This is a genomic window from Albidovulum aestuarii (assembly GCF_029961185.1).
GTDB classification, from domain to species: domain Bacteria; phylum Pseudomonadota; class Alphaproteobacteria; order Rhodobacterales; family Rhodobacteraceae; genus Albidovulum; species Albidovulum aestuarii.
In genome coordinates this window covers 326,083-349,865 of sequence record NZ_JASBQQ010000002.1, presented here as the reverse complement: position 1 = coordinate 349,865, position 23,783 = coordinate 326,083, and the positions used below count along the sequence as shown (strand labels likewise).

29 protein-coding genes and 1 pseudogene are annotated in these 23,783 nt (G+C 62.8%); 21 read left to right on the top strand and 9 right to left on the bottom strand.

The annotated features are described in order from the left end of the window. The first annotated feature begins 127 nt into the window (after positions 1-127). The 6 genes from QKW60_RS06505 (at position 128) to QKW60_RS06480 (ending at position 4,387) form a co-directional block, all read left to right on the top strand. Positions 128-757 (top strand): ATP-dependent Clp protease proteolytic subunit, encoded by a 630-nt coding sequence (locus QKW60_RS06505; RefSeq protein WP_282367392.1) that lies wholly within the window; start codon positions 128-130, stop codon positions 755-757. Between the two features lie 132 nt (positions 758-889). Then, a complete protein-coding gene (gene clpX, locus QKW60_RS06500) occupies positions 890-2,158 on the top strand; it encodes an ATP-dependent Clp protease ATP-binding subunit ClpX (protein WP_282367391.1) in 1,269 nt (422 codons plus the stop codon). Positions 2,159-2,298: 140 nt separating this feature from the next. Beyond that, the gene (locus QKW60_RS06495) at positions 2,299-3,066 is read left to right on the top strand and encodes an HpcH/HpaI aldolase family protein (RefSeq protein ID WP_282367390.1); all 768 of its coding nucleotides are present in this window, start codon (positions 2,299-2,301) and stop codon (positions 3,064-3,066) included. A 93-nt stretch (positions 3,067-3,159) separates the two neighbouring features. Beyond that, positions 3,160-3,534 carry an NADH:ubiquinone oxidoreductase subunit NDUFA12 gene (locus tag QKW60_RS06490; protein ID WP_282367389.1) on the top strand — a complete coding sequence of 125 codons (375 nt, stop codon included), beginning with the start codon at positions 3,160-3,162 and terminating at the stop codon, positions 3,532-3,534. Beyond that, positions 3,534-4,004 carry an outer membrane lipid asymmetry maintenance protein MlaD gene (mlaD, locus tag QKW60_RS06485; RefSeq protein WP_282367388.1) on the top strand — a complete coding sequence of 157 codons (471 nt, stop codon included), beginning with the start codon at positions 3,534-3,536 and terminating at the stop codon, positions 4,002-4,004. The genes QKW60_RS06490 and mlaD overlap by 1 nt, the downstream gene beginning before the upstream one ends. Next, on the top strand, positions 4,001-4,387 hold the full coding sequence (locus tag QKW60_RS06480; RefSeq protein ID WP_282367387.1) for a DUF2155 domain-containing protein: 387 nt from the start codon (positions 4,001-4,003) through the stop codon (positions 4,385-4,387). The genes mlaD and QKW60_RS06480 overlap by 4 nt, the downstream gene beginning before the upstream one ends. Here the strand turns inward: QKW60_RS06480 and aat are convergent. Genes aat through accB form a run of 3 tightly spaced genes read right to left on the bottom strand, consistent with a single transcriptional unit; the run spans position 4,324 to position 6,836 of the window. Next, on the bottom strand, positions 4,324-4,953 hold the full coding sequence (gene aat / locus QKW60_RS06475; protein ID WP_282367386.1) for a leucyl/phenylalanyl-tRNA--protein transferase: 630 nt from the start codon (positions 4,951-4,953) through the stop codon (positions 4,324-4,326). The genes QKW60_RS06480 and aat overlap by 64 nt on opposite strands. A 28-nt stretch (positions 4,954-4,981) precedes the next feature. After that, complete coding sequence (gene accC, locus QKW60_RS06470) at positions 4,982-6,328, bottom strand: acetyl-CoA carboxylase biotin carboxylase subunit (protein WP_282367385.1); 1,347 nt, start codon at positions 6,326-6,328, stop codon at positions 4,982-4,984. Positions 6,329-6,335: 7 nt separating this feature from the next. Beyond that, the gene (gene accB / locus QKW60_RS06465; RefSeq protein ID WP_282367384.1) at positions 6,336-6,836 is read right to left on the bottom strand and encodes an acetyl-CoA carboxylase biotin carboxyl carrier protein; all 501 of its coding nucleotides are present in this window, start codon (positions 6,834-6,836) and stop codon (positions 6,336-6,338) included. 257 nt (positions 6,837-7,093) lie between these two features. Here accB and QKW60_RS06460 point away from each other — a divergent pair, with 257 nt between their 5' ends. From QKW60_RS06460 to preA, 3 genes are read left to right on the top strand one after another with little or no spacing between them, the layout of a single operon-like run. Continuing rightward, a complete protein-coding gene (locus QKW60_RS06460) occupies positions 7,094-8,425 on the top strand; it encodes an NAD(P)-dependent oxidoreductase (RefSeq protein WP_282367382.1) in 1,332 nt (443 codons plus the stop codon). Positions 8,426-8,437: 12 nt separating this feature from the next. After that, positions 8,438-8,800 carry a DUF1428 domain-containing protein gene (locus tag QKW60_RS06455; RefSeq protein ID WP_282367380.1) on the top strand — a complete coding sequence of 121 codons (363 nt, stop codon included), beginning with the start codon at positions 8,438-8,440 and terminating at the stop codon, positions 8,798-8,800. A 3-nt stretch (positions 8,801-8,803) separates the two neighbouring features. After that, positions 8,804-10,105, top strand: a complete 1,302-nt coding sequence (gene preA, locus QKW60_RS06450) for an NAD-dependent dihydropyrimidine dehydrogenase subunit PreA (RefSeq protein WP_282367378.1) — start codon at positions 8,804-8,806, stop codon at positions 10,103-10,105. A gap of 4 nt (positions 10,106-10,109) precedes the next feature. Here the strand turns inward: preA and QKW60_RS06445 are convergent, their stop codons facing one another. Then, positions 10,110-10,562, bottom strand: a complete 453-nt coding sequence (locus QKW60_RS06445; RefSeq protein WP_282367376.1) for a hypothetical protein — start codon at positions 10,560-10,562, stop codon at positions 10,110-10,112. A 157-nt stretch (positions 10,563-10,719) separates the two neighbouring features. Between QKW60_RS06445 and QKW60_RS06440 the strand changes: the two genes are divergently transcribed. Next, positions 10,720-11,064 (top strand): hypothetical protein, encoded by a 345-nt coding sequence (locus QKW60_RS06440; protein WP_282367375.1) that lies wholly within the window; start codon positions 10,720-10,722, stop codon positions 11,062-11,064. Positions 11,065-11,070: 6 nt separating this feature from the next. On the opposite strand, the gene rarD is transcribed toward QKW60_RS06440, so the two are convergent. Together rarD and QKW60_RS06430 are read right to left on the bottom strand one after the other, a co-directional pair. Continuing rightward, positions 11,071-11,979: an EamA family transporter RarD gene (rarD, locus tag QKW60_RS06435; protein WP_282367373.1), complete on the bottom strand. Its 909-nt coding sequence runs from the start codon at positions 11,977-11,979 to the stop codon at positions 11,071-11,073. 102 nt (positions 11,980-12,081) lie between these two features. Further along, positions 12,082-12,969, bottom strand: a complete 888-nt coding sequence (locus QKW60_RS06430; RefSeq protein WP_282367371.1) for a fatty acid desaturase — start codon at positions 12,967-12,969, stop codon at positions 12,082-12,084. Positions 12,970-13,221: 252 nt separating this feature from the next. Here QKW60_RS06430 and rplU point away from each other — a divergent pair. The 7 genes and pseudogenes from rplU to QKW60_RS06395 all read left to right on the top strand — a co-directional run. Further along, positions 13,222-13,719 (top strand): annotated as a pseudogene (gene rplU / locus QKW60_RS06425) (50S ribosomal protein L21); the annotation flags it as partial. 21 nt (positions 13,720-13,740) lie between these two features. Next, positions 13,741-14,010, top strand: coding sequence for a 50S ribosomal protein L27 (gene rpmA, locus QKW60_RS06420; protein WP_282367369.1), 270 nt, complete (start codon positions 13,741-13,743; stop codon positions 14,008-14,010). Between the two features lie 297 nt (positions 14,011-14,307). Further along, complete coding sequence (locus QKW60_RS06415) at positions 14,308-14,847, top strand: GNAT family N-acetyltransferase (RefSeq protein ID WP_282367368.1); 540 nt, start codon at positions 14,308-14,310, stop codon at positions 14,845-14,847. Between the two features lie 254 nt (positions 14,848-15,101). Next, complete coding sequence (gene obgE, locus QKW60_RS06410; RefSeq protein WP_282367367.1) at positions 15,102-16,133, top strand: GTPase ObgE; 1,032 nt, start codon at positions 15,102-15,104, stop codon at positions 16,131-16,133. After that, the gene (gene proB / locus QKW60_RS06405) at positions 16,121-17,236 is read left to right on the top strand and encodes a glutamate 5-kinase (protein ID WP_282367366.1); all 1,116 of its coding nucleotides are present in this window, start codon (positions 16,121-16,123) and stop codon (positions 17,234-17,236) included. The genes obgE and proB overlap by 13 nt, the downstream gene beginning before the upstream one ends. A 54-nt stretch (positions 17,237-17,290) precedes the next feature. Continuing rightward, positions 17,291-18,544, top strand: coding sequence for a glutamate-5-semialdehyde dehydrogenase (locus tag QKW60_RS06400; protein WP_282367365.1), 1,254 nt, complete (start codon positions 17,291-17,293; stop codon positions 18,542-18,544). Beyond that, entirely contained in the window at positions 18,541-18,888 is a 348-nt protein-coding gene (locus QKW60_RS06395) for a TraR/DksA family transcriptional regulator (protein ID WP_282367364.1), read from the top strand. Before QKW60_RS06400 ends, QKW60_RS06395 begins: the two co-directional genes overlap by 4 nt. Here the strand turns inward: QKW60_RS06395 and QKW60_RS06390 are convergent. Then, positions 18,882-19,481 carry a histidine phosphotransferase family protein gene (locus QKW60_RS06390; RefSeq protein WP_282367363.1) on the bottom strand — a complete coding sequence of 200 codons (600 nt, stop codon included), beginning with the start codon at positions 19,479-19,481 and terminating at the stop codon, positions 18,882-18,884. The genes QKW60_RS06395 and QKW60_RS06390 overlap by 7 nt on opposite strands. Before the next feature lie 32 nt (positions 19,482-19,513). Here QKW60_RS06390 and QKW60_RS06385 point away from each other — a divergent pair, with 32 nt between their 5' ends. The 3 genes from QKW60_RS06385 to olsA all read left to right on the top strand — a co-directional run bounded on the left by QKW60_RS06385 (position 19,514) and on the right by olsA (position 21,485). Continuing rightward, positions 19,514-19,693, top strand: coding sequence for a DUF3553 domain-containing protein (locus QKW60_RS06385; protein ID WP_282367361.1), 180 nt, complete (start codon positions 19,514-19,516; stop codon positions 19,691-19,693). A 137-nt stretch (positions 19,694-19,830) separates the two neighbouring features. Beyond that, positions 19,831-20,616 (top strand): L-ornithine N(alpha)-acyltransferase, encoded by a 786-nt coding sequence (gene olsB / locus QKW60_RS06380; protein WP_282367359.1) that lies wholly within the window; start codon positions 19,831-19,833, stop codon positions 20,614-20,616. Beyond that, complete coding sequence (gene olsA / locus QKW60_RS06375) at positions 20,613-21,485, top strand: lyso-ornithine lipid O-acyltransferase (RefSeq protein WP_282367357.1); 873 nt, start codon at positions 20,613-20,615, stop codon at positions 21,483-21,485. The genes olsB and olsA overlap by 4 nt, the downstream gene beginning before the upstream one ends. A 399-nt stretch (positions 21,486-21,884) precedes the next feature. Here the strand turns inward: olsA and QKW60_RS06370 are convergent, their stop codons facing one another. Both QKW60_RS06370 and QKW60_RS06365 read right to left on the bottom strand, forming a co-directional pair. Then, entirely contained in the window at positions 21,885-22,508 is a 624-nt protein-coding gene (locus QKW60_RS06370) for a thiamine phosphate synthase (protein WP_282367355.1), read from the bottom strand. 64 nt (positions 22,509-22,572) lie between these two features. Further along, the gene (locus QKW60_RS06365) at positions 22,573-22,899 is read right to left on the bottom strand and encodes a TfoX/Sxy family protein (protein ID WP_282367353.1); all 327 of its coding nucleotides are present in this window, start codon (positions 22,897-22,899) and stop codon (positions 22,573-22,575) included. 63 nt (positions 22,900-22,962) lie between these two features. Here QKW60_RS06365 and QKW60_RS06360 point away from each other — a divergent pair, with 63 nt between their 5' ends. Further along, positions 22,963-23,700: an RNA methyltransferase gene (locus QKW60_RS06360; RefSeq protein WP_282367351.1), complete on the top strand. Its 738-nt coding sequence runs from the start codon at positions 22,963-22,965 to the stop codon at positions 23,698-23,700. Positions 23,701-23,783 lie beyond the last annotated feature (83 nt).

Genomic DNA, 23,783 nt, shown 5'->3' with positions numbered 1-23,783 from the left:
TGGCCCTGCCTCTGAACGCGGCACTTCGGGCGCGCCAGCCCTTGCAGCCCCCGGAACGCGCTACTAAGACTCGGTCAAGGTTCCATACGTAAGCATGGGATCAGGGAACAGCGAGAGGCGGACGAGCATGAAAGACCCATTGGACATCTATATGAACACCCTCGTTCCGATGGTGGTCGAACAGACCTCGCGCGGGGAACGGGCCTATGACATTTTTTCGCGGCTGTTGAAGGAACGGATCATTTTCCTCTCCGGCCCCGTCCATGATGGCATGTCGACGCTGATCTGCGCCCAGCTTCTGTTCCTTGAGGCGGAAAATCCGTCGAAGGAAATCGCGATGTATATCAACTCGCCCGGCGGCGTGGTTACGAGCGGTTTGTCGATCTACGATACGATGCAGTATATCCGGCCGAAAGTCTCGACGCTGGTCATCGGGCAGGCCGCGTCGATGGGTTCGCTTCTGCTGACGGCGGGCGAAAAGGGCATGCGGTTCTCGCTGCCGAATTCGCGCGTCATGGTCCACCAGCCTTCGGGCGGCTATCAGGGCCAGGCGACGGACATCATGATCCACGCGCAGGAGACCCAGAAGCTCAAGGATCGCCTGAACGAGATCTATCACAAGCATACCGGTCAGCCGGTGAAAAAGGTCGAAGCGGCGCTGGAACGCGACAATTTCATGTCGCCGGAAGAGGCCAAGGACTGGGGCCTGATCGACGAGATTCTCTCGGCGCGGACGGGGGAAGATGAAAAGAAGTGATGCCTGGCACCTGAATCCGTGATCCGGGTCGGGTATTTTGGCATTGTGATGACCCCATGGCTGCCCTAATCTTGTCCAAAAGGGCAGCCAATAAGACGACAAACGCGAGTTAACAGGCCGCAGAGGGTGACGATGGCGAACAATTCAGGCAGCGACAGCAAGAACACGCTCTACTGCTCTTTCTGCGGAAAGTCGCAGCATGAGGTGCGCAAGCTGATTGCGGGCCCGACCGTGTTCATCTGCGACGAATGCGTCGAGCTGTGCATGGACATCATCCGCGAGGAGACGAAGTCCACCGGGCTCAAATCCTCCGATGGCGTGCCGACGCCGCGCGATATCTGCAAGGTGCTGGACGACTATGTGATCGGGCAGGTCCATGCCAAGCGTGTTCTGTCGGTCGCCGTTCACAACCACTACAAGCGCCTGAACCACGCGGCGAAATCGGCCGATATCGAACTGGCAAAGTCGAACATCCTGCTCATTGGCCCGACTGGCTGCGGCAAGACGCTGCTCGCTCAGACTTTGGCCCGTATCCTCGATGTGCCCTTCACCATGGCGGATGCGACGACGTTGACCGAGGCCGGCTATGTCGGCGAGGATGTCGAGAACATCATCCTGAAGCTTCTGCAGGCTTCGGAATACAATGTCGAACGCGCGCAGCGCGGCATCGTCTATATCGACGAGGTCGACAAGATCACGCGCAAGTCCGACAACCCCTCAATCACCCGCGATGTGTCGGGCGAGGGCGTGCAGCAGGCGCTTCTGAAGATCATGGAAGGCACGGTTGCATCCGTCCCGCCGCAGGGTGGGCGCAAGCATCCGCAGCAGGAATTCCTGCAGGTCGACACGACCAATATCCTCTTCATCTGCGGCGGCGCATTTGCCGGTCTCGACCGGATCATCGCGCAGCGCGGCAAGGGGTCGGCCATCGGGTTCGGTGCCGAGGTCAAATCCCCCGATGACCGCAATGTCGGCGAATTGTTCAAAGAGCTGGAGCCGGAAGACCTCCTGAAATTCGGCCTGATCCCGGAATTCGTCGGTCGTCTGCCGGTTCTGGCGACGCTGGAGGATCTGGACGAGGACGCATTGGTCACGATCCTGACCGAGCCGAAGAACGCGCTCGTCAAGCAATACCAGCGGCTCTTTGACATCGAAGGCGTGAAGCTGACCTTTACCGCCGACGCTCTGACGGCCATCGCCAAACGTGCGATCAAGCGCAAGACCGGCGCGCGGGGCCTCAGATCGATCATGGAGGATATCCTCCTCGACACCATGTTCGAATTGCCCGGCATGACCTCGGTCGAAGAAGTCGTGGTCAACGAAGAGGCAGTGGAGTCGGGTGCGAAGCCGCTTCTTATTTATGCCGAACAGCAAAAGAAAGCGCCTGCGAGCGCCAGCTGATGTGATTGTCATCGAATAAGGGCGGGCCAGATGGACCCACCCTTTTTCTTTGTGTGCTTGGGTTCCCTCGCTAAAGTGAAACCGGCTGATTGACTGCGTACGAGAGCGCGTCGCGACGGGTTAACCAAGGGGGCTCCGACATGCGTCTGAAGGATAAGTTGCGCGAACCGGGACGTCGCCTTTCGTCAGAGCTTTGTGTGATCCCCTCGGCTGCGGTTGCGCAGGCACTGGCGGTAACGGGCCTCGACATCCTCTATATCGACCGGGAACACGCGGCGACGAACAACGAGACGATGCATGCGATGATCACCGCAACCCAGGGCACGGACTGCGCCGCGATGGTCCGCGTGATCGATCACAACCCGGCCAATGTGAAGCTGGCGCTCGACATGGGCGCGGAAGGGATCATGTTTCCGCTGGTCAACACGGCGGAAGAGGCGGCGGCCTGTGTTGCGTCGATGCGCTATCCGCCACTCGGTGTCCGGGGTTGGGGCGCCTTCGTGGCGCATTCCCGCTGGTCAGTTCCACCGCTCGACTACCTTCCGACCTATGGCGACAAGACTGTCTGCTGCCTTTTGATCGAGACGGTGAGCGCGGTCGAGAACATCGACGCTATACTCACTGTGGAGGGCGTCGATATGGCTTTCGTCGCGCCCTTCGACCTCTCGACTTCGCTCGGCATACACGGCCAGTTCGACCACCCCGATTTCAGGGCGGCAGTCGCGCGGATCGAGGCCGCGGCGATGGCGGCAGGAATCCCTCTTGGCGGAGGACCGGCGAATACGAAGGAGGAAATCGAGGCTTTGTTTGAGCGCGGTTATCGCGTCGTTGGCGGCTTTGACATCCTTCAGCTGAAACGCGTGGTGGGCGAGATGGTCGGCCATGTCCGCAGCTACCAAAACAAGTGATCTGCACGGGGTCCGCCCCGGCATCATGACCGTAGCCCCTAGACCTCACCCACGCCTCGGTTATAAGGGGGCAGGACTGCCCGGAGGTTGCCGATGAAATTCCTGCTGCGCCTTTTGACCTGGTGGAATGGCCAGACGCTGGGAACCCAGCTGTTCACCGCCCGCAAGGGGGTGAAGGTGGGTGAGGATGCCGAGGGCAACTGCTTTTATGAAACCCGTGACGGCAAGCGCCGCTGGGTGATCTATAACGGTGAATCCGAGGCATCGCGGGTCAGCCCCGACTGGCATGGCTGGCTGCATTTCACCTGGAATGAGCCGCCGACCAAGGCTGCACTGGCCCACAAATCCTGGGAAAAGCCGCATGAGGCCAACCTGACCGGCACCGCGCTGGCCTATGCGCCCGCAGGCTCGATCCGCCACGCGGCCCCCGCTGACCGGCGGGACTACGAGGCCTGGAGCCCCGAATAGTGGCCGAGAATGTCACAGAGGTTCTGACCGGCGCGGGCGTTCTGGCCGCGGCACTTGGATTTCTTGTCTACGCATCCGAAGGCGGCGGGCTTTCGCGGGCGACTGACAGCTATGACCTGACCGCCAGTTTCCGCTCGGTCGAAGGCATCACCGTCGGCACCGATGTCCGCATGGCGGGGGTCAAGGTCGGGTCAGTTACAGAACTGGCGCTCAACCCGCAGACCTTCTTCGCCGATGCGAAATTCACCGTGAAGAACGGCATCGCCGTCCCCGATGACAGCACCGCCGTCATTGCGTCGGAAGGCCTGCTTGGCGGCGCCTTCGTCGAAATCCTGCCCGGTGGCAGTCCGTTGGACCTGGAACCTGGCGCCGAGGTCGAAGATACCCAGGGCGCTGTCAGCGTCATCGCGCTGATGATGAAATTCGCCGGTGGTGGCGATGATTCAGGCGCAGGGACCGACGCGCCATGAAATCCCTTTTGGCGGTGGCCGCCATGCTTGCCCTTTCCGGCGCGGCGCTTGCGCAGGATGTCGAAAGCGCTCCGGGCGCGCTGTTGCGCGGCCTCGACAAGGTGGCCGGCACGACGACCGATATCGACCTTGCCGTGGGAGAGACACAGGAGTTCGGTCGTCTGGCGGTGACGCTGGGTGACTGCCGCTACCCGGTGACCGACCCATCCTCGAACGCCTATGCCTTCGTGACCATCGCCGACGCAAAATCGGGCGCGGTGGCGTTCGATGGCTGGATGATCGCCTCCAGCCCGGCGCTGTCGGCCATGGACGATCCGCGTTATGACGTCTGGGTCATGCGCTGCAACATCCCCTCGGCCGAAGGTACAGAGACGGCACAATAGTCCGCCTCGCGTTCCAAGGCCTCGGCCAATCTTCTCCGATAGTCAGCGCGGGGGATTTCCACGCCGCCGAGCGAAGCGAGATGTGGCGTCAGGAATTGGGTGTCAAAGAGCGTGAAGCCGCTCTGACGCAGCCGGTCGACCAAATAGGCAAGTGCGATCTTGGAGGCGTTGGTGCGGGTCGAAAACATACTTTCCCCGAAATAGGCTGCACCGAGCGTGATGCCAAAGACCCCGCCGGTCAGTTCCTCCTCTTGCCAGATCTCCAATGAATGGGCATGGCCCATATCGTGGAGCCCGCCATAGAGGGTAAAAAGCGCGCTGTTGATCCAGGTTTCATCGCGGTCGCCACAGGCGCGGACAACCGCGGAAAAGGATGAGTTAATTCGAATTGTATAATTTTTCCGCAGTATTTCGCGCCGTAACGATCGCGAAATATGGAATTTGTCCAGTGGAATGACACCGCGCAGTCGTGGGTCGATCCAGTGCAGATCCTCGGAATCGCGTCCTTCTGCCATCGGGAATATGCCCTGGGCATAACCCGACAGCATCAGTTCGGGCGTCAGCATGGCCACCCCGGGCGGCCATGCCTCCGGATCAGCCGAATTCCTTCGCCAGCCACTTTTCCAGCCAGTGGATGGAGTAGTTGCCGCTCTGGATATCCGGCTCTTGCAGAAGCGCATGGAACAGGGGAATCGTGGTGTCGATCCCGTCGACGATCAGTTCACCGAGTGCGCGGTTCAGGCGGGCAAGCGCCTCCGGCCTGTCGCGGCCGTGGACGATCAGTTTCCCGATCAGGCTGTCGTAATAGGGCGGGATCGAATAGCCGTCGTAAAGTGCCGAATCCATCCGCACACCGAGACCGCCCGGTGCATGATACTGGGTGATCTTGCCGGGGCAGGGTGAGAAATTTGGCAGTTTCTCGGCGTTGATCCGGACCTCGATCGCGTGGCCGTTCACCACAAGATCACCTTGGGTGAAGGACATCGGCAGACCTTCGGCGACGCGGATCTGTTCGCGCACCAGATCGACGCCAAAGATCGCCTCGGTGACCGGGTGTTCGACCTGAAGGCGGGTGTTCATTTCAATGAAATAGAACTCGCCGTCCTCAAAGAGGAACTCGATCGTGCCAGCGCCGATATAGTTGATCTTGGCGACCGCATTGGCGCAGATCGCGCCAATCTCGGCGCGCTGTTCTGGGGTGATTACGGGGCCCGGAGCCTCTTCGAACACCTTCTGGTGGCGGCGCTGGAGCGAGCAGTCGCGTTCGCCCAGATGCACAGCCTGACCCTTGCCATCGCCGAAAACCTGAATTTCGATATGGCGCGGACGCTGGAGGTACTTCTCCATATAGACTTCGTCATTGCCGAAGGCGGCTTTGGCCTCGGACCGCGCGGTGCGGAAGGCGATTTCAAGCTCGCTTTCATCCTTGGCGACCTTCATACCGCGCCCGCCGCCGCCGGCGGTCGCCTTGATGATGACCGGATAGCCGATCTCGGCCGCGATCTTCTTGGCCGCCGCCGTATCGGCGACGCCACCATCGGAACCCGGCACCACGGGAATTCCGAGGTTTTTCGCGGTCTCTTTCGCGGTGATCTTGTCGCCCATGATGCGGATATGTTCCGCGGTTGGGCCGATGAAGGTGATGCCGTGGTCCTCAAGCGCCTGCACGAAACTGGCGTTTTCGGAAAGGAAGCCGTAGCCCGGATGGATCGCCTGCGCCCCGGTGATTTCACAGGCCGAGATGATTGCCGGGATCGACAGGTAGCTTTGCGAGGACGAGTTCGGACCGATGCAGACGCTTTCATCCGCCATCCGCACGTGCATCGCATCGGCATCGGCGGTGGAGTGCACCGCGACCGAGCGGATACCCATCTCGCGGCAGGCGCGGATGACGCGCAGCGCGATCTCGCCCCGGTTGGCGATCAGGATTTTTTCGAACATCGCGCCCTCACTCGATGATGAGCAGCGGCGCGCCGTATTCGACGGGGCTGCCATCCTCGACGAGGATGCGCTTGACGGTCCCGGCGCGCGGCGCAGGGATATGGTTCATCGTCTTCATCGCCTCGACGATCATCACGGTCTGGCCTTCCTTGACGGCGGCGCCGATCGAGATGAACGGGTCCGCGCCGGGTTCGGGGGACAGGTACGCGGTGCCGACCATGGGCGAGGTAACCGCGCCCGGGTGGCTGGCCGGGTCTGCCGACGCCGAAGCCGCAGGCGCTGCAGCCGGGGCGGCAACCGGGGCCGCAGGCGCGGCTGCGGGGGCAGCCATCTGCATCGGAGCGGCAGGTGCCGCAGCCTGAACCGCATATTTTGAGACCGTCACATTCAGCCGGTCATTGTCGCCATATTCACGTTTCACGCTGATTTCAGCGAGGTTCTTGGAATTCAGAAGTTCCGCAAGCGCCTCGATGAAGGCCACGTCGCTGTCATGGGATGGTTTTGTCATCGATGTCCTCGATCGGTCCTGTCCGGGGGCCCGTCTTTGCATCGCGGGCCTTGTTCTCTGGCGGTTATACGCGGTTGGGCAGTCGGTGGAAAGCGCGACTTTCCCGCTGCGTTGACAGAGTTTCTGGCCCGTGAACGGGGTTTAAGCCCAGCTTACTTAAGGGAAAAACCGCAAAGTCATTCTAAAAAATTTACCAGTTGATAAAAAATTGATTCGGTGGCAGCCTTTTTGACAAGAACGGATCAGGGAGGCCGTCGATGACGAACAGCCAGCTCACACCCGGTATCGCTGCCGGACGCCTCGGGGCAGAGGACTATGCCCGAAACTTCGACGACATCGCGCCGCGTTATGACGGGCATGAGGCACGGGTGGCCGCCGACCGCTGCTATTTCTGCCATGACGCACCCTGCATGACGGCCTGTCCGACCTCGATCGACATTCCCCTGTTCATCCGCCAGATCGCCACCGGCACACCCGAAGCGGCGGCGAAGACGATCTTTTCGCAGAACATCCTTGGCGGCATGTGCGCGCGGGTCTGCCCGACTGAACAGCTGTGCGAAGAGGTCTGCGTGCGCGAGGTGGCCGAGGGCAAGCCGGTGGAGATCGGCCGCCTGCAGCGTTTTGCCACCGATACACTGATGGAAAAGGGCGTCCATCCCTTCGCGCGGGCAAGCGCGACCGGCAAGCGCATCGCAGTTGTGGGTGCCGGACCGGCAGGTCTTTCGGCCGCGCATCGCCTTGCGATGAAGGGCCACGACGTCACCATTTTCGATCCGCGTCCCAAGGCGGGGGGCCTGAATGAATACGGCATCGCCAGCTACAAGACGCCGGGCGGGTTCGCTCAGGCCGAGGTCGACTGGCTCTTGAAAATCGGCGGGATTGCCGTGCAGAACGGCAAGGCGCTCGGGTCGGGTTTGACGCTGGAAGGGCTGAAGGCGGATCACGATGCGGTCGTGCTGGCCATCGGCCTTGCCGGCGTGAACGCGCTGCGTGCCGAGGGCGAGGACCTGAAAAACGTCCTTTCTGCCGTCGATTTCATCGCCGAGCTGCGTCAGCAGCCGGACAAGGCGAAGCTGCCCATCGGTCGCGACGTGGTGGTGATCGGTGGGGGCATGACGGCAGTCGATGCCGCCGTGCAATCGAAACTGCTCGGCGCCGAGAACGTCACCATCGTCTACCGCCGCGGGCAGGAGCGGATGAGCGCCTCCAGCCATGAACAGGAACATGCGGCCTCGGTCGGGGTGCGGATCATCCATAACGCCGCGCCGGTGCGGGTCGTCGGCAATGGTGCCGCGCAGGAGGTCGAATTCGCCTATACCGAGGACAGCGCCGACGGGCTCAAGCAAAAGGACGAAACCTTCCGCCTGAAGGCCGATCAGGTCATGAAGGCTATCGGCCAGACGCTGACCGGCGCGCCGGAAGGGCTGAAGATCGAAGGCGGCAAGATCGCTGTTACCGGCACGGGCCGGACCTCGGTCACGGGCGTCTGGGCGGCAGGCGACTGCGCGTCGGGCGGCGAGGACCTGACCGTCACCGCCGTCGCCGAGGGCCGCGACGCGGCGGAGGATATCCACGCAAGCCTGAGCTGACGGGAGGGGCCAATGGCCATCGTCGATGTCGTAGTCATCCCGGTGCCGGGACAGAACCGCAAAGCCTATCTGCGCGAGGCGAAGAAGCTTGCGCCGCTCTTCATCGAATGTGGCGCGAGCGAGGTTCTCGATGGCTGGGCTGACGATCTGGGCGACGGCGAAGTGACGTCTTTCCCGCGTGCGGTTCTGAAAGACGAAGGGGAGGCCGTGGCGGTCGGCTTCGTGCTCTGGCCCACGAAACGCGCACGGGACAGCGGCTGGAAGAAGGCGCTGGCCGATCCAAGGATGCCGCAACCGCCGTCGCGCATCTATGACGGCAAACGCATGTTTTTCGGCGGATTCGACGTGATCCGCCACGAAAGGAAGGAGCCCTGAGATATGGCAGACCTGACATCGAATTTCATCGGGATCAAATCCCCCAACCCGTTCTGGCTGGCCTCGGCCCCGCCGACGGACAAGGAGTACAACGTTCGCCGCGCCTTTGAGGCGGGCTGGGGCGGCGTTGTCTGGAAGACGCTCGGTTCCGAAGGCCCGCCGGTCGTCAACGTCAACGGGCCGCGTTACGGCGTCGTCTATGGCGCTGACCGCCGGGTTCTGGGCATCAACAATATCGAACTGATCACCGACCGCCCGCTGGAGGTGAACCTGCGCGAGATCAAGTCGGTCAAGCGCGACTATCCGGATCGGGCGCTGATCATCTCGCTCATGGTGCCCTGCGATGAGGAAAGCTGGAAGGACATCCTGCACCGGATCGAGGATACCGGTGCGGACGGGGTGGAACTCAACTTCGGTTGCCCCCATGGCATGGCCGAACGCGGCATGGGCTCGGCCGTCGGGCAGGTCCCGGAATATATCGAGATGGTGACGCGCTGGGTGAAGCAATACAGCCGTATGCCCTGCATCGTGAAACTGACGCCCAACATTACAGATGTCCGGAAACCCGCCGAGGCGGCGATGCGCGGCGGGGCGGATGCGGTTTCGCTGATCAATACCGTCAACTCCATCACTTCGGTCAATCTCGACAGTTTCGCGCCGGAACCGACCATTGACGGCAAGGGCAGCCATGGCGGCTATTGCGGCCCGGCGGTCAAGCCCATCGCGCTGAATATGGTGGCCGAGATTGCCCGCAACGCCGAAACCGCCCGTCTGCCCATCTCGGGCATTGGTGGCGTGACCACATGGCGGGATGCTGCCGAGTTCATGGCGCTTGGTGCCGGCAATGTGCAGGTCTGCACGGCGGCAATGACATATGGGTTCAAGATCGTGCAGGAGATGATCTCCGGCCTGTCGCAATACATGGATGAGAAGGGCTTTACCTCGACTGCCGATCTGGTCGGCCGCGCGGTGCCGAATGTCACCGACTGGCAGTATCTGAACCTCAACTACGTCACCAAGGCCGAGATCGATCAGGATCTCTGCATCAAATGCGGCCGCTGCTATGCCGCCTGCGAGGATACCAGCCATCAGGCAATTGCGATGAGTGCGGATCGCGTGTTCAGCGTCAAGGATGAGGAATGCGTCGCCTGCAATCTCTGCGTCGATGTCTGTCCGGTGGAAAACTGCATCACCATGCGCGAGCTTGCGAAGGGTGAGGTCGATGCCCGCACCGGCAAGACGGTTGGCGACTATGCCAACTGGACGACCCATCCGAACAACCCGGCGGCGCAGGCGGCCGAATAAGAGGTCAACGGATCAGGTCCAATTGAAGGTCCGCGAGAGCGGGCGGATCGGAATAAGGTCCGGTGCCGGTATTGTTCGGCACCGGTCGGTTGCCGGGGAAAACTGACGACCCGTCCTTTGTGCGGCCGGTTTCCAGCTTGTCTTTATCCGTCGGCGCCTTTGGTATCCCCGTGTCATCCCCGGCAATTTTCGACCGGCGGCGCTCTGCCTCGGCTTCCAGCACATTGGCCTCGAAAGCGGGTGGCGGGCCGGTCGGCCGGTCGGTGTCAGGCTGCGGAGGCACGACGACGGGGTGGCGTATTTGCGCAGTGGTGCGAGGATGGCGGTTATTCGCATCACTGCCGATATTGCCCGAATCCGCCGGGGCGGTGACCCGCTTGGCATCGGTCTGCTGAGGTGTTCGCATCATGGCCGTCGCGACAGCGGGCGGCGGTATGACCGCGTGCCAGTCCGTCATCATCCAGCTCCCCAATCGGAGCCCCCACGGTTTGAGCCTGCCACGAAACCGTTAATTCAGGGTGAATCGCCGAACCGTCCTCCGGCCGTTCACCGGATGGTGCGTTGACCGCTGGCGCAGGGGATTGTTTTCTGGACACCAGCCGAAAGGAGTCCCAATGCGCGCCCTCGTCCTGCTTTTCGCTTTCGCCGTGCCTGCCCACGCCGCCGGGTGGGAAATGCGGGACGGCGATGAACCGCTCGGCATGACCGATGTCACCGCGTTTCTCATGGAAAATGAAGTGCGGTTCTATGATGGCGGTCAGTCGGAATACGGCCCGGACGGGGCCTATGCCTATATATATGACGGCGGGGACCGGGCCGAAGGGCGTTATCGGATCGAATCCGATGGCGAGGTCTGTGTCGACTTCGTCAACGGATTCTCGCGCTGTGATCTTTATGTCCGCAATGGTCAGAGGGTGCTGCTGATCGACCAGAAGGGCGACCGGTATCCTTTGCGCTGAGCTATCTCAGCGCCGCCGTGCCTGACGCACCATCGACGCGGTATAGACGACAAGCGCCGTCCAGATCAGAGGAAAGGCGATGGCGCGGGCGGTTCCGAACGGTTCGTCGAAAACGAAGACGGCCGTCAGGAAGATCATCGTCGGCGCGATGTACTGCATGATCGCGATGGTCGAGAGCCGCAGCAGCTTCGCCCCGTTGGCATAGAGGATCAGCGGCACCGCTGTCACCAGACCGCAGCCGACCAGCATCCAGGTATCGAAGGCCACACCTTCCATGAAATGACCCGCTCCGTCGCGGGCCAGCCAGACCGCGTAGGCCAGCGCCGGCGGGGTCAGCAACAGCACTTCCAGCATGAAGCCCTGATTGGGACCGATCGGCAGCTTCTTCTTGAAAAACGCATAACACCCCCAGGTCAGGGTCAGAGCCAGCGCCACGACAGGCAGCCGTCCCGCCTCCCAGGTCAGGATCGCGACGGCAAGGGCCGCGAGGCCGATGGCGACCCACTGAGTCGGCGCAAGCCGTTCGCGCAAGAGAACCGCGCCGAGGAAGATCGAAAAGAGCGGGTTGATGTAATAGCCAAGGGCCGCATCCAGCGCGTGGCCCGAGCCGATGGCCCAGACATAGATGCCCCAGTTGATCGAGATGAGCGCCGCGGTCACTACAGCCATCCCGATCATGCGCGGCGTCCGAAGCGCCCGTGCCAGATCGGCCGTGCGCCCGGTCGCGATCAGGATCATCCCTGCGACCGGCACCGACCAGAGCACCCGGTGGGCGATGACCTCCACCGGCGGGATATGGGCAAGAGCCTTCATGTACAGTGGCAGGAAACCCCAGAGGAGATAGGCCGAGAGCGCGAAGAAGAACCCCGGCAGGGTGTCGCCGGTCGTCGGTTTCGATGGCGCAAGGTCGGTCATGGCCGGTCCGGTCTGATATGTTGCGTAAGCCTGAAACCCAGTAACTGATCGCTCCGGCAAGGGCCACGCCGGGATTGTGACGGGTACATTGGTCCGGGCAATTTACATCCGGCGTCGCAAGTAGTCGCGGGTAAAGACCGCATAACCGTCTGCCGTGACCTGCAATTTCTCCCGCATCAGCCCGTGCAACTCTGGCAGGCGGTGAAACGGCACTGCCGGATAGACGTGATGCTCGACATGGTAGGGCATGTTCCAGGCCAGAAAGCGGACGATCCGGTTGGTGAAGGTCGTCCGGGTATTCTCGAACATGTTCGCGACAAAGGGACAGTCGCCGTGCTCGGCCAGAAGATAGAGCCTCAGAAAGGGCTGACCCAGAAGGACCGGGACGATCCAGACCCAAAGCAGCAGGGACGACCAGATCAGCGACAATCCCACCAGCGCATAGAGTACTAGCAGAACCCGCGCCTCGCGCTCCATCCGGGGCAGGGCCCGGTCAGAGAGGTACCGCGCCCGCTCTCGCCCCGCCGCCAGCCGCAGGATCAGCGCGATATTCGCCCGCCAGACGGGCAGGCCCGACACATGGACCAGCCAGTCTCGCAGGGTCGCGGGCTTGCTTGCATCCAGTTCAGGGTCTTCGCCGGGGATGTTGGTGAAACGGTGATGGGCAAGGTGAAACGCCCGGAACCACTCGAACGGCAGGAAGATGAGAAAGCCGCAGACCCGCCCCACCCAATCGTTCAGCGCGGCAGAGCGGAACGGGGTCCGATGGGTGCATTCATGTTCCAGCGTGAACAGGAAGATGAGGGCGATGCCCTGAAGCGGCAGCAGAAGCCCCCAGAACGGCACCCGCGCCGCGATCAGCGCGGCGAGGATCAGGATCAGCCCGGCATGGCCCGCCAGATGCAGCAGACCGGCGCGGTCGCTGGTTTCGGTCAGCGCCGTCTTGCGTTCGGGGGAAAGGGACTTCAGAAAGGCCTTGTGATCGCGCATGCGGCGTACCATCCGCCTCGCGGCGACAACGCGCAATCCCGTTTGCGACATGGATGAAATCCTCTGCAGCCGCCCTTGACTTTCGCCCCCTCCTGCCTGATAAGCCCGCATCCCGGCGGGTCTCTCGGCCCGGCCGGGATTCTATCTTTGGTAATGTCGTCCCGAAACGGGGCGCGCTGCCCGAGGCGGGGAAACCCATAAACGCCGGATGATCCGGGGCCACAGGGCGCGGCAGAAATGAAGGAAAGACCCATGTTCGCGGTCCTCAAGACCGGTGGCAAGCAGTACAAGGTTCAGGCGGGCGACGTGCTCCGCGTGGAACTGATCGCAGCCGCCGCTGGTGACAAAGTCCAGTTCAACGAAGTTCTCATGATCGGCGGCGACAAGCCGGTTCTGGGTGCGCCGCTCGTCAAGGGCGCCGCCGTCCAGGCCGAAGTCATCGACGACATCAAGGCCGACAAGGTCATCACCTTCTGGAAGCGCCGCCGCAAGCACTCCTCGCAGCGCACCCGTGGCCACCGCCAGAAGCTGACCCTGCTGCGCGTCACCGACATCCTCGCCTCGGGCGCGGACAAGTCGGGCGTGAAGGAAGCCGTTGGCACCCATGCCGCCCGCGTTGCCGCGCATAACAACGCGGCCCCGGCGGAAAAGGCCGAAAAGAAAGCTGCCCCGGCGAAAAAGGCCCCGGCCAAGAAAGCCGAAGCCAAGGCCGCCCCGGCAAAAAAAGCTGCGCCCAAAAAGGCCGCGGCCAAAGCGAAGGAGTAACACCCCATGGCACATAAAAAGGCAGGCGGTTCCTCCCGCAACGGCCGCGACTCGGCCGGTCGCCGTCTCGGCGTGAAACTCTATGGCGGTCAGGCGGCTCAGCCGGGCGCCATCATCGTGCGTCAGCGCGGCACCACCTGGTGGCCGGGCGAAGGCGTCGGCATGGGTCGTGACCACACGATCTTTGCAACCGCCGAAGGCCGCGTGACCTTCAAGAAAGGTCTCAAGGGCCGCACCTTTATTTCGGTCCTCCCGGCGGCGGAGGCAGCCGAGTAAGCCGAACCTTTACAATCGGATTGTAGACGGGGACCGGCTGAAAGGCCGGTCCCTTTTCTTTTACAGGCAGGAGTTTGCCAGTGTACGGTTTCAATGAGGCAGTGATGAGCATGATCACGGTACGTGTGAACGGCGCAAGCTTGATCCGGTCATGCTCACGCCCCATTTGGGGTGTATCGGGCAGCGTGGCGCCCAAAGCGGCCGGGAGGGTCGCGCGTCACATTGCGAGTGTCGGACGGGGCATGGCCGGTAGGGCGGCCGTGATCCTCGCCATTCGTTGAGGCGGAGGAAGAGTTCATGATGCAGGAACCGATCGTCGTCCAGCCTGCGCTGGCGGCCGAGCGTTTCGTTCTGCGTCCCTTGCGGATGTCGGATGCCGGCCTCATCGAGATGTATACCGCCGACAGGCGCGTCGCCGAAGGTACGCGCACCATTCCCCACCCGCTGCCTCCCGGCGCGACCGCGGCGTTTATCGCCCGTGTGCTCGCGAACGGCCGGGGGGAGGATATCTGGGTTCTGGACGGATCAGAGCTCGGCCATGCCGAGGTCCTCGGCCTCGTCAGCCTGACTCGGATGGAGCGCGCGCAGAGCGAAATCAAGTACTGGGTCGCCCCCGCCTTCTGGAACACCGGCTACGCGTCCGAGGCCGTCGCCGCCATCGTTGCAGCCAATCCCCAGCAGGCGCGGACGCTCTTTGCCGAGGTCTTTCAGGACAACCCGGGTTCGGCCCGGGTGCTGACCAATTGCGGCTTCGAATATCTCGGCGATGCCGAGGCCTTCTCGGTCGCCCGCGGCGCCACCGCACCGACCTGGACCTATCTGCGCAAGATGGGGTGACTGACCTTGGGCCGGACCTGTCCGGTCCCGGCGGCTGGTCCCTGCAGCTTCTTCTTGGCAAAAATACTTCGGGGGGGCGGGGGCTGGCCCCCGCTTCGATCGGCCGAGGCGCAGCCGAGGCCGAACCCTTACCCCACCGCGCGCGCCTGCCATACGTTTTGCTGACGCTTTGCAGACGCGCTGCCGACAGCGCCGCCCTTGCGAAAACCGCCGCCACAAGCTATCGCCACACGACCCCAAGGAAAGCCTGACCTATGAAGTTTCTCGACCTCGCCAAAGTCTATATCCGCTCCGGCGGCGGCGGCGCGGGCTGCGTCTCGTTCCGGCGCGAGAAGTTCATCGAATTCGGTGGCCCCGATGGCGGCGATGGCGGCAATGGCGGCTCGGTCTGGGCCGAGGCGGTCGAGGGGCTGAATACGCTCATCGACTTCCGCTATCAGCAGCATTTCTTCGCCAAGTCCGGACAGCCGGGCATGGGCTCGCAACGCACCGGCAAGACAGGTGAGGATATCGTGCTAAAGGTGCCTGTCGGCACCGAAATTATTGATGAGGATGAGGAAACCATCATCGCCGATCTGACCGAGGTCGGGCAGCGTGTTCTGCTCGCACAGGGCGGCAACGGCGGCTGGGGCAACCTGCGCTTCAAATCCTCCACCAACCGCGCGCCCAGCCGCGCCAATCCCGGTCAGGAAGGCGTCGAACGCACGATCTGGCTGCGCCTGAAGCTCATCGCCGATGCGGGGCTTCTGGGTCTGCCGAACGTTGGCAAATCGACCTTCCTCGCCGCGGTTTCGAACGCCAAACCCAAGATCGCGGACTATCCGTTCACCACTTTGGTACCTAATCTTGGTGTAGTGGGCGTCGATGGCCGCGAATTCGTGATGGCCGACATCCCGGGCCTGATCGAAGGCGCGTCGGAAGGCCGGGGCTTGGGCGATATGTTCCTCGGCCATGTCGAACGGTGCTCGGTCCTGTTGCACCTCGTTGATGGAACATCCTCAACGATCACAAAGGATTACAAGACGATCCTGACGGAACTTGAGGCGTATTCTCCCGACCTTGCGGCTAAGCCACGGATTACCGCGCTGAACAAGATCGACGCGCTGGATGCCAAGACGCTGGCGAACCGCAAGCGCAGCCTTGAGAAGGCGGCGGACGGGCCGGTGCATCTGATGTCCGGCGTCTCCGGCGAAGGCGTGCAGGACGTTCTGCGCGTGCTCTGGAAGGTGATCGCCAGGACACGGAAACAGGCTGAACCCGAGGATGATCAGCCGTGGCAACCCTGAGGCCCGATATCGCAGCCGCGCGGCGGCTGGTGGTCAAGATCGGCTCGGCGCTGCTCGTCGATCTGGCGGGCGGGCTCAAGCGCGACTGGCTCGTGGCGCTGGCCGAAGACGTCGCGGCGGCCAAGGCGCGCGGCGCCGATGTGATCCTCGTCTCCTCGGGCTCCATCGCACTGGGGCGCGGGGTGCTCGGCCTGCCGAAAGGCGCGCTCTCCCTCGATCAGAGCCAGGCGGCGGCCTCAGTCGGCCAGATCCGGCTGGCCCGCGCCTATGAAGAGGTGCTGGCCCCCCACGGTCTGACCGCCGGTCAGGTTCTGGTGACGCTGGAAGATACTGAGGATCGTCGGCGCTATCTGAACAGCCGCGCGACGATGGAGACGCTTCTGGGTCTTGGCGTCGTGCCGATCGTGAACGAGAACGACACCGTGGCCACGGATGAGATCCGCTTTGGCGACAATGACCGTCTGGCCGCCCAGATCGCGGTGACGATCGGCGCGGATCAGCTTGTGCTCCTGTCGGATGTCGACGGCTTCTACTCCGACAATCCTAAGGTGAACCCCGCAGCCCAACGCTTTGAGATCGTTGAGAAGATCACGGGCGAGATTGAGGCAATGGCGGGCGATCCCGTCTCGGGTCTTTCGAAAGGCGGCATGAAGACCAAGCTTCTTGCCGCCAAGACCGCCGTCGCGGGTGGTTGCGCCATGGCGATCACCGAGGGCTCTGTCCTGCGTCCGCTGAAGGCGCTGGCCGAAGGCGCCAACTGCACCTGGTTCCTGCCCGAAGGCACGCCACAACTGGCGCGCAAGCGCTGGATCGCGGCGATGAAACCGCGCGGGGAGCTGCATCTCGATGCCGGTGCTGTCACGGCCCTGAAATCGGGCAAGTCGCTCCTGCCTGCAGGGGTGACACGCGTAAGCGGCCGGTTCGAACGCGGCGATCCGGTGGCCGTCCTTGGCCCTGCGGGCGAGGCTTTGGCCAAGGGGCTGGTGCGCTATTCGGCGGGCGAAGCGAAGGCCATTGCCGGGCGACGTTCGGGTGACATTGAGACCATTCTCGGCTATGCCGGTCGCGGGCCGATGGTTCACCGGGACGATATGGCGTTCTGACGGGTGGCCCTGACGGGCCATGCCTGCGGCGCGAGTATTTTGGAACAGAAGAAGATGAAAGATTTCAGCGATATACCGGCCCTGATGGTGGAGATGGGCCGGAATGCGCGGGCTGCTGCGGCAGAGCTGGCCTTTGCCACCGCCGAACGCAAGCATGCCGCGCTGATCGCGGCGGCGGATGCGGTCTGGGCGCGGCGGTCGGAGATCATCGAAGCGAATGCCCGCGACCTCGACTATGGCCGCGACAAGGGCCTGAGCCCGGCGATGATGGACCGGCTGAAGCTCAACGAAGACCGCATTCGTGGCATCGTTGATGGTCTGCGTTCCGTCGCCGAGCAGAAGGACCCGGTCGGCGAGGTCATCGCCGAATGGGACCGGCCCACGGGGCTTCATATCCAGCGAGTGCGGACGCCTTTGGGTGTGGTCGGCGTGATCTATGAAAGCCGTCCCAACGTGACCGCCGATGCGGGCGCTCTGTGCCTCAAATCCGGCAATGCTGTGATCCTGCGCGGCGGCTCGGAAAGCTTCCATTCCTCGCGTGCCATCCATAAATGTCTGGTTGAGGGGCTCAAGGCGGCGGCGCTGCCGGAAGCGGCGATCCAGCTTGTGCCGACCCGCGACCGGGCGGCGGTGGCCGAGATGCTGAAGGCGGTGGAGCATATCGACGTGATCGTGCCGAGGGGCGGCAAGGGGCTCGTGGGGCTTGTCCAGAAGGAGGCCCGGGTGCCGGTCTTTGCCCATCTCGAAGGCATCTGCCATGTCTATGTCGACAAGGATGCGGACCCCGAAAAGGCCCGTGCGGTTGTCCTGAATGCCAAGACGCGACGCACCGGCATCTGCGGCGCGGCGGAATGCCTGCTGGTCCACAAGGACATCGCGGCCACGCTGGGTCAGCAGATTGTCGATGACCTGATCGCGGCGGGGGTCGAGGTCAGGGCAGAGGGACTTCGGGGCTCAAAACCTGCGCAAGCGGATGATTTCGGGCGCGAATTCCTCGACATGATCATCGCGGCGAAAGTCGTGGAGGATGTCGATGGCGCCATCGCCCATATTCGGACCTATGGCTCGAACCATACCGAGGCGATCCTGACTGAGAACAATGCCACTGCGGGTCGGTTCTTCCAGCGTCTCGACAGTGCGATCCTGATGCGCAATGCCTCCACCCAGTTCGCCGATGGCGGCGAGTTCGGCATGGGGGCAGAAATCGGCATCGCCACAGGCAAGATGCATGCGCGCGGGCCGGTGGGCGCGGAGCAGTTGACGAGTTTCAAGTACCTCGTGACCGGCGACGGAACGGTCCGGGCGTGAGCGAACCGACGGACGCCGACCTTGCCACACGTTACCGGCCGATGATCAAGGCCGAGCTTGCGCAACTCGACACCGCGACGGATGCAACCAGCGACGACCGCAGGCCTGTGGAACTGGACCAGCAATCTGTTGGCCGGCTCAGCCGCATGGATGCGATGCAGGGTCAGGCCATGGCGGCCGCGATCGAGGCCCGGCGGGGCCAGCGCCGGGTGGCCCTGAACGCGGCGCTCCGGCGGATGGAGGACGGTGAGTTCGGCTGGTGCGCAAACTGCGGCAGCTTCATCGGCACCGGTCGGCTGGATGTCGATCCGGTGGTGATGACCTGCATCGGCTGCGCTCAGTAACTGATCGCGATATGCCCGCTATCGATTTCGACCGACAGTTTGCGGCCCGACCGGCGGATCTCATCAGGCAGAAGTGCGAATTGCACATGAGATGCCGAGATATCCGTGCCGGGGGAGGAACCGTCAAGCCGGGCCCAGAGGTTCGGGTCGACCTTCAGCTTTTCGGCCTTCGCCTCAATCCTCCACACAGGCGCATTCGTGACGATGACGCGTCCGCCATGGGGCAGGGCGGTCTCAATACATTGCAACGCAAGAAATGCCAGCTTGACCTCTGGACGTGGCGCATCGCCTGCAACCTGCCAGTCGATGCAAAGCCGCCCGCCGCGCGTCATGTCGTCGAGAATCGAGCGGATTTCGCTGCGGGCGACCGGCTGCCCCGGACTGGCGAGCCCGTAAGCGATCCGGAAAAACCGGATACGGGCGCTGGCATTCGTGACGCTTTCCGAGATCAGCGCCATTTCCGGTCCCTGCGCCGCGCCGGTCATCATCAGCAACTCAACCCCATTGCCGATCGCGCCAAGGGGGCTGATAAGGTCATGACAGATGCGCGATCCGAGAAGCGCCGTCAGATCGTCGGGTGGTGCAAGCGGCATGGAATACTGTCCTTTACGAGGAGTTACGGGTCTTGAACGAGATACTTGAGCCGGGGATGTTCGTGCGCCATCCGACCTGTGCCGACTGGGGGCTGGGCCAGGTCCAGTCACGGATCGGCCAGAAAGTGACGGTGAATTTCGAACATGCCGGAAAGAAGGTGATCGATGGAACACGTGTCGAACTGGTTCTGGTCATGGATGACGGCACTTAACCTTCGGGCGATTTCGAAGACTTAAACGCAACCTAAGAGATTAGTCAACGCCACCAGACCGGGCCTTTGGTTGCAAATGGGCATTGCCCATCCTAAAAACCGGACAGAGCAGGAAACGCAGATTTCGAACGCTGGCGATGACCCCAGATAGCACGCATCTTCAGGTCCGGCTGGCCGTGCGCGAAGCCGATTTTCTCTCCGCGCAGCGGTTGCGTTACCGCGTATTCGTCGAGGAACTGGGCGGCGACGGACCGATGGTCGATCACGCCAACCGGCTCGAACGGGACGAGTTCGACCCGGTCAACGACCATCTCATCCTCGTCGATCCTCGCCGGAATATCGCCGAGCTCGACCACGTGGTTGGCGTTTACCGGCTGCTGCGCGGCGATCGCGCGGCCGAATTCGGGCGGTTTTACTGCGACAGCGAATACGATCTTGGTCCGTTGAAGGCATCCGGTCGTGCGCTTCTGGAACTGGGACGGTCCTGCGTCGATGCCGACTATCGCGGTGGTCCGGCGATGTTTCTTCTGTGGAACGCACTGGCCGATTATGTGCTGGAACACGGGATCGAGGTGCTTTTTGGCGTCGCCAGTTTCCACGGCACGGATATCGAGACGCTGAAAATGCCGCTGTCGTGGCTTCATCACCACCATCTGGCCCCGGAAGTGCTGCGGGTGCGGGCTCTGCCCGCGTATTATCAACGCATGGATCTGGTGCCCGCAGACCAGCTGGACCGCCGACAGGCGATGCTGGCGATGCCTGCCCTGATCAAGGCCTATCTGCGGCTGGGCGGCTTTGTCGGTGACGGCGCATTTGTCGATCGGGCCTTCAACACGACCGATGTCTGCCTCTTGATGGACACCGCTGCGATGAGCGCGCGGCATAAAGGGTTCTACACCCGCAAGCATGAGGCCCGTACGTGACGACATGGCGGTCGGAGATCGCGTCGGACCGCCCGCCTCTTGGCCCGGCGGGTCTGGCGCTGATCCTTCTGCGCGGCGGGGTTCTGGGGCTGGTGACGTTCGGCGGTCTGGGACTGCTGCTGCTCTGCCGTCTGGTGGAACGGCCGCTGTGCGGTCTGAACCGGCCGTTTACCCCCCGGATCACACGCGGTGTCTGCCGGGCTGCCTTCCCGATCATGGGGATGCGGTATTCGGTGCAGGGGCAACCGATGCATCATGTTGGCGCTGTGGTGGCGAACCACTCGTCCTGGCTCGACATCTTCGCGCTGAATGCCTGTCAGTCGGTCTATTTTGTCTCCAAGGCCGAGGTCGCGCGCTGGCCCTTTATCGGATGGCTGGCGCGGGCGACTGGTACCGCCTTCATCGCCCGTGACCCGAAACAGGCCAAGGTTCAGCAAGCCCTGTTCGAGGAGCGGATACGGGCAGGCCACAAGCTGCTTTTCTTCCCCGAGGGGACGTCAACCGACGGACTGCGTGTTTTGCCGTTCAAGCCAACGCTATTTGCAGCCTTCTACAGCCACGGTCTGGAACACGTGATGGAGATTCAGCCGGTGACCGTGATCTACCGCGCACCGCCAGGCGCGAGTGTGCGCTTCTATGGCTGGTGGGGAGACATGGCCTTCGGGCCGCATTTGGCGAAGGTATTGGCCAGACCAAGGCAGGGCGCTGTAGAGGTCGTGTTCCACGAATCGGTCAGCGTCGATGGCTTTGCCACGCGGAAGGATTTGGCGCGCCATTGCGAGGAAGCCGTCCGTCATGAACTGCGCGCGATCCTCGGAACCGACTACGCCGACACACTACAGCAGCACGACGAAGTGCCGTCGCCTTAGGCGTTCAGAATTGCATGTAGCCGATAGAGCAGATCCGGCTGTTTTGCGAGTTCCACCGGACTGTCGTATCGATCACGGAGTTCTCTGATGACAGCCTCACGCCGGTCAATATCGCCAATGTCTGCCGATATGCCCAGATAAGTACCGAAATCCACTATCGAATTGGGGTGTTGCCGTTCAAGTCGCATCGCCACAACCTCATACTCGTTTAACATGCTCACCCTGGACCGGAACTTCGGCGAAGTCAGGGCAGGACCGTGCCGATCCGGGCGTCATTTCTTGACCAATCATTAAGCTTGGTTCGGCCGACACGATCGGCCGTACAGGATCAGTCAGGCTTATGGTCGAGGGATAATCTTTTGTTCATGAACGGGTTTTCTCGCTGGCTGGAGATCGATCTCAGACACCGAGAGATGCTAAGAGTGCCCGCAGGGCCTTTGCGGGGTCATCGGCCGACCACATTTCTCCGCCAATTCCGAAGAAGTCCGTGACCGGGGCAAGATCAGCCACCAGTTTGTCGGTAAGCCCGCCCTCGGCCACGACCGGGACCTCGATCATCTCGGACCACCAGGCGAAGAGGTCGCGGTCGGCGCGGGCGCCGGTGCCGAGCGCGGTATCGCCCACCGGCCCGAAGGCCACATAGTCCGCCCCGGCCTCGCCTGCATTGATCCCCTCATGCCGCGAAGTGCCGCAGAAAGTGCCGACAATGGCGTCGGCACCCAAAGCCTTGCGGGCGTCACGGATATTGCGCGCGCCGTCGGTCAGGTGAACACCGTCGAGCCCGTGGCGTTCGGCGAGTTTCAGATGCGTCTCGATCACGACGGCCACATCGCGGTCATGCGCGACCATCCGCACCGCATCCGCCGCCCGGCCGATCCGGTCCTCGTCCCCGCCCGCAAGCGCGAGGCGGATACAGGCGATCTCCTCGGCATCGAGAACGGCGGCCAGGCGGTCGGGGAAAATGTCCGGATCGAAATCCGGGGGGGTGATGAGGTAGATCTGCGGGCGGTCGTTATCGGCCATGGGTGGCTCCGGGTCTTGCGGTTCCGCTGCCGATTAGCGCAGATTTACCCGCTTGGCTACGGGGCTACTTGGGCGGCAGGCTTTTGACGAAGCCGAGCGCGAGGGCCATGGCCTTTCCCCGCAGCGCATCGTCGGCGGTCGCCGCATCGGAAAAGTCGATCATGCCCGACATCGGCTTGCCGGTGAACATCATCGGCGACGCGCCCGGGATCGCCAGCGCCGCCGCCTCGTTCGGCTTACCCACCCGGAACATCGCACCGCCCTTGTGAATGCCGCAGACCATATGGCCGTTGAGAAGAAAGGCGAGCCCGCCGAACATCTTCTTCTCGGCGACCGGTTCATCGGCGAGATCGTCGCGCATCAGTTGCGCCAGTCCTTCATCCCATGGCATGGCCGTCTCCTTGCGGGTTGGGGCGCGTCATCGTATCAGGCCGCGAACAACAGGAAAACGACCATGTCCGACCTTCAGCCCGCCTTCATTCTTGTCCGGCCGCAGATGGGCGAGAATATCGGCGCCGCCGCCCGCGCCATGCTGAATTTCGGACTCACGCATATGCGGCTGATCGACCCGCGCGACGGTTGGCCCAATCCGCGCGCCGTCGCAATGGCCTCGGGCGCGGCGGGAAAGGTGCTGGATCATGCGGGCGTCTTTGAGACGCTGCCGGAGGCGATCCACGACTGTTCCTATGTATTCGCGACGACCGCGCGCTCGCGCGACCTGACCAAGCCGGTGATGACGCCGGAACGCGCGATGGAACATGCCCGCGCGCTTTGTGCGTCCGGCCAGAAGGTCGGCATCCTCTTCGGGCCCGAACGTGCCGGGCTGGAGAACGAGGACATATCTCGCGCCAACGCCATCATCTCGATCCCTGTGAACCCTGATTTCGCCTCGCTCAATCTCGGTCAGGCAGTGCTGCTTTGCGCCTATGAATGGCGGCGGCAGGGTGACGCGACCCCGCCCGAGGTGCTGGAACTAGCAGGCACCGAGCTTGCCCCCGCGATCGAGGTCGAGAAACTTGGCGATCATTACGAGGAGCGGCTGGAGGAGGCGGGTTTCTTCTTCCCCGCGACGAAGGCCGAGGGGATGAAGCTGAACCTTCGCAATCTCTGGAGCCGGATGCCGCTGACGCGGGCCGATGTTCAGACGCTGCACGGTGTACTGCGACAGATCGTGCGCAAAGCCGGAAAATGAAGTCGGGTGCGGCTACGGAAGGATTTTGGGACAAAATCCTTCCGTAGCGGGATGAAAAGTTTTGGCACAAAACTTTTCATCCC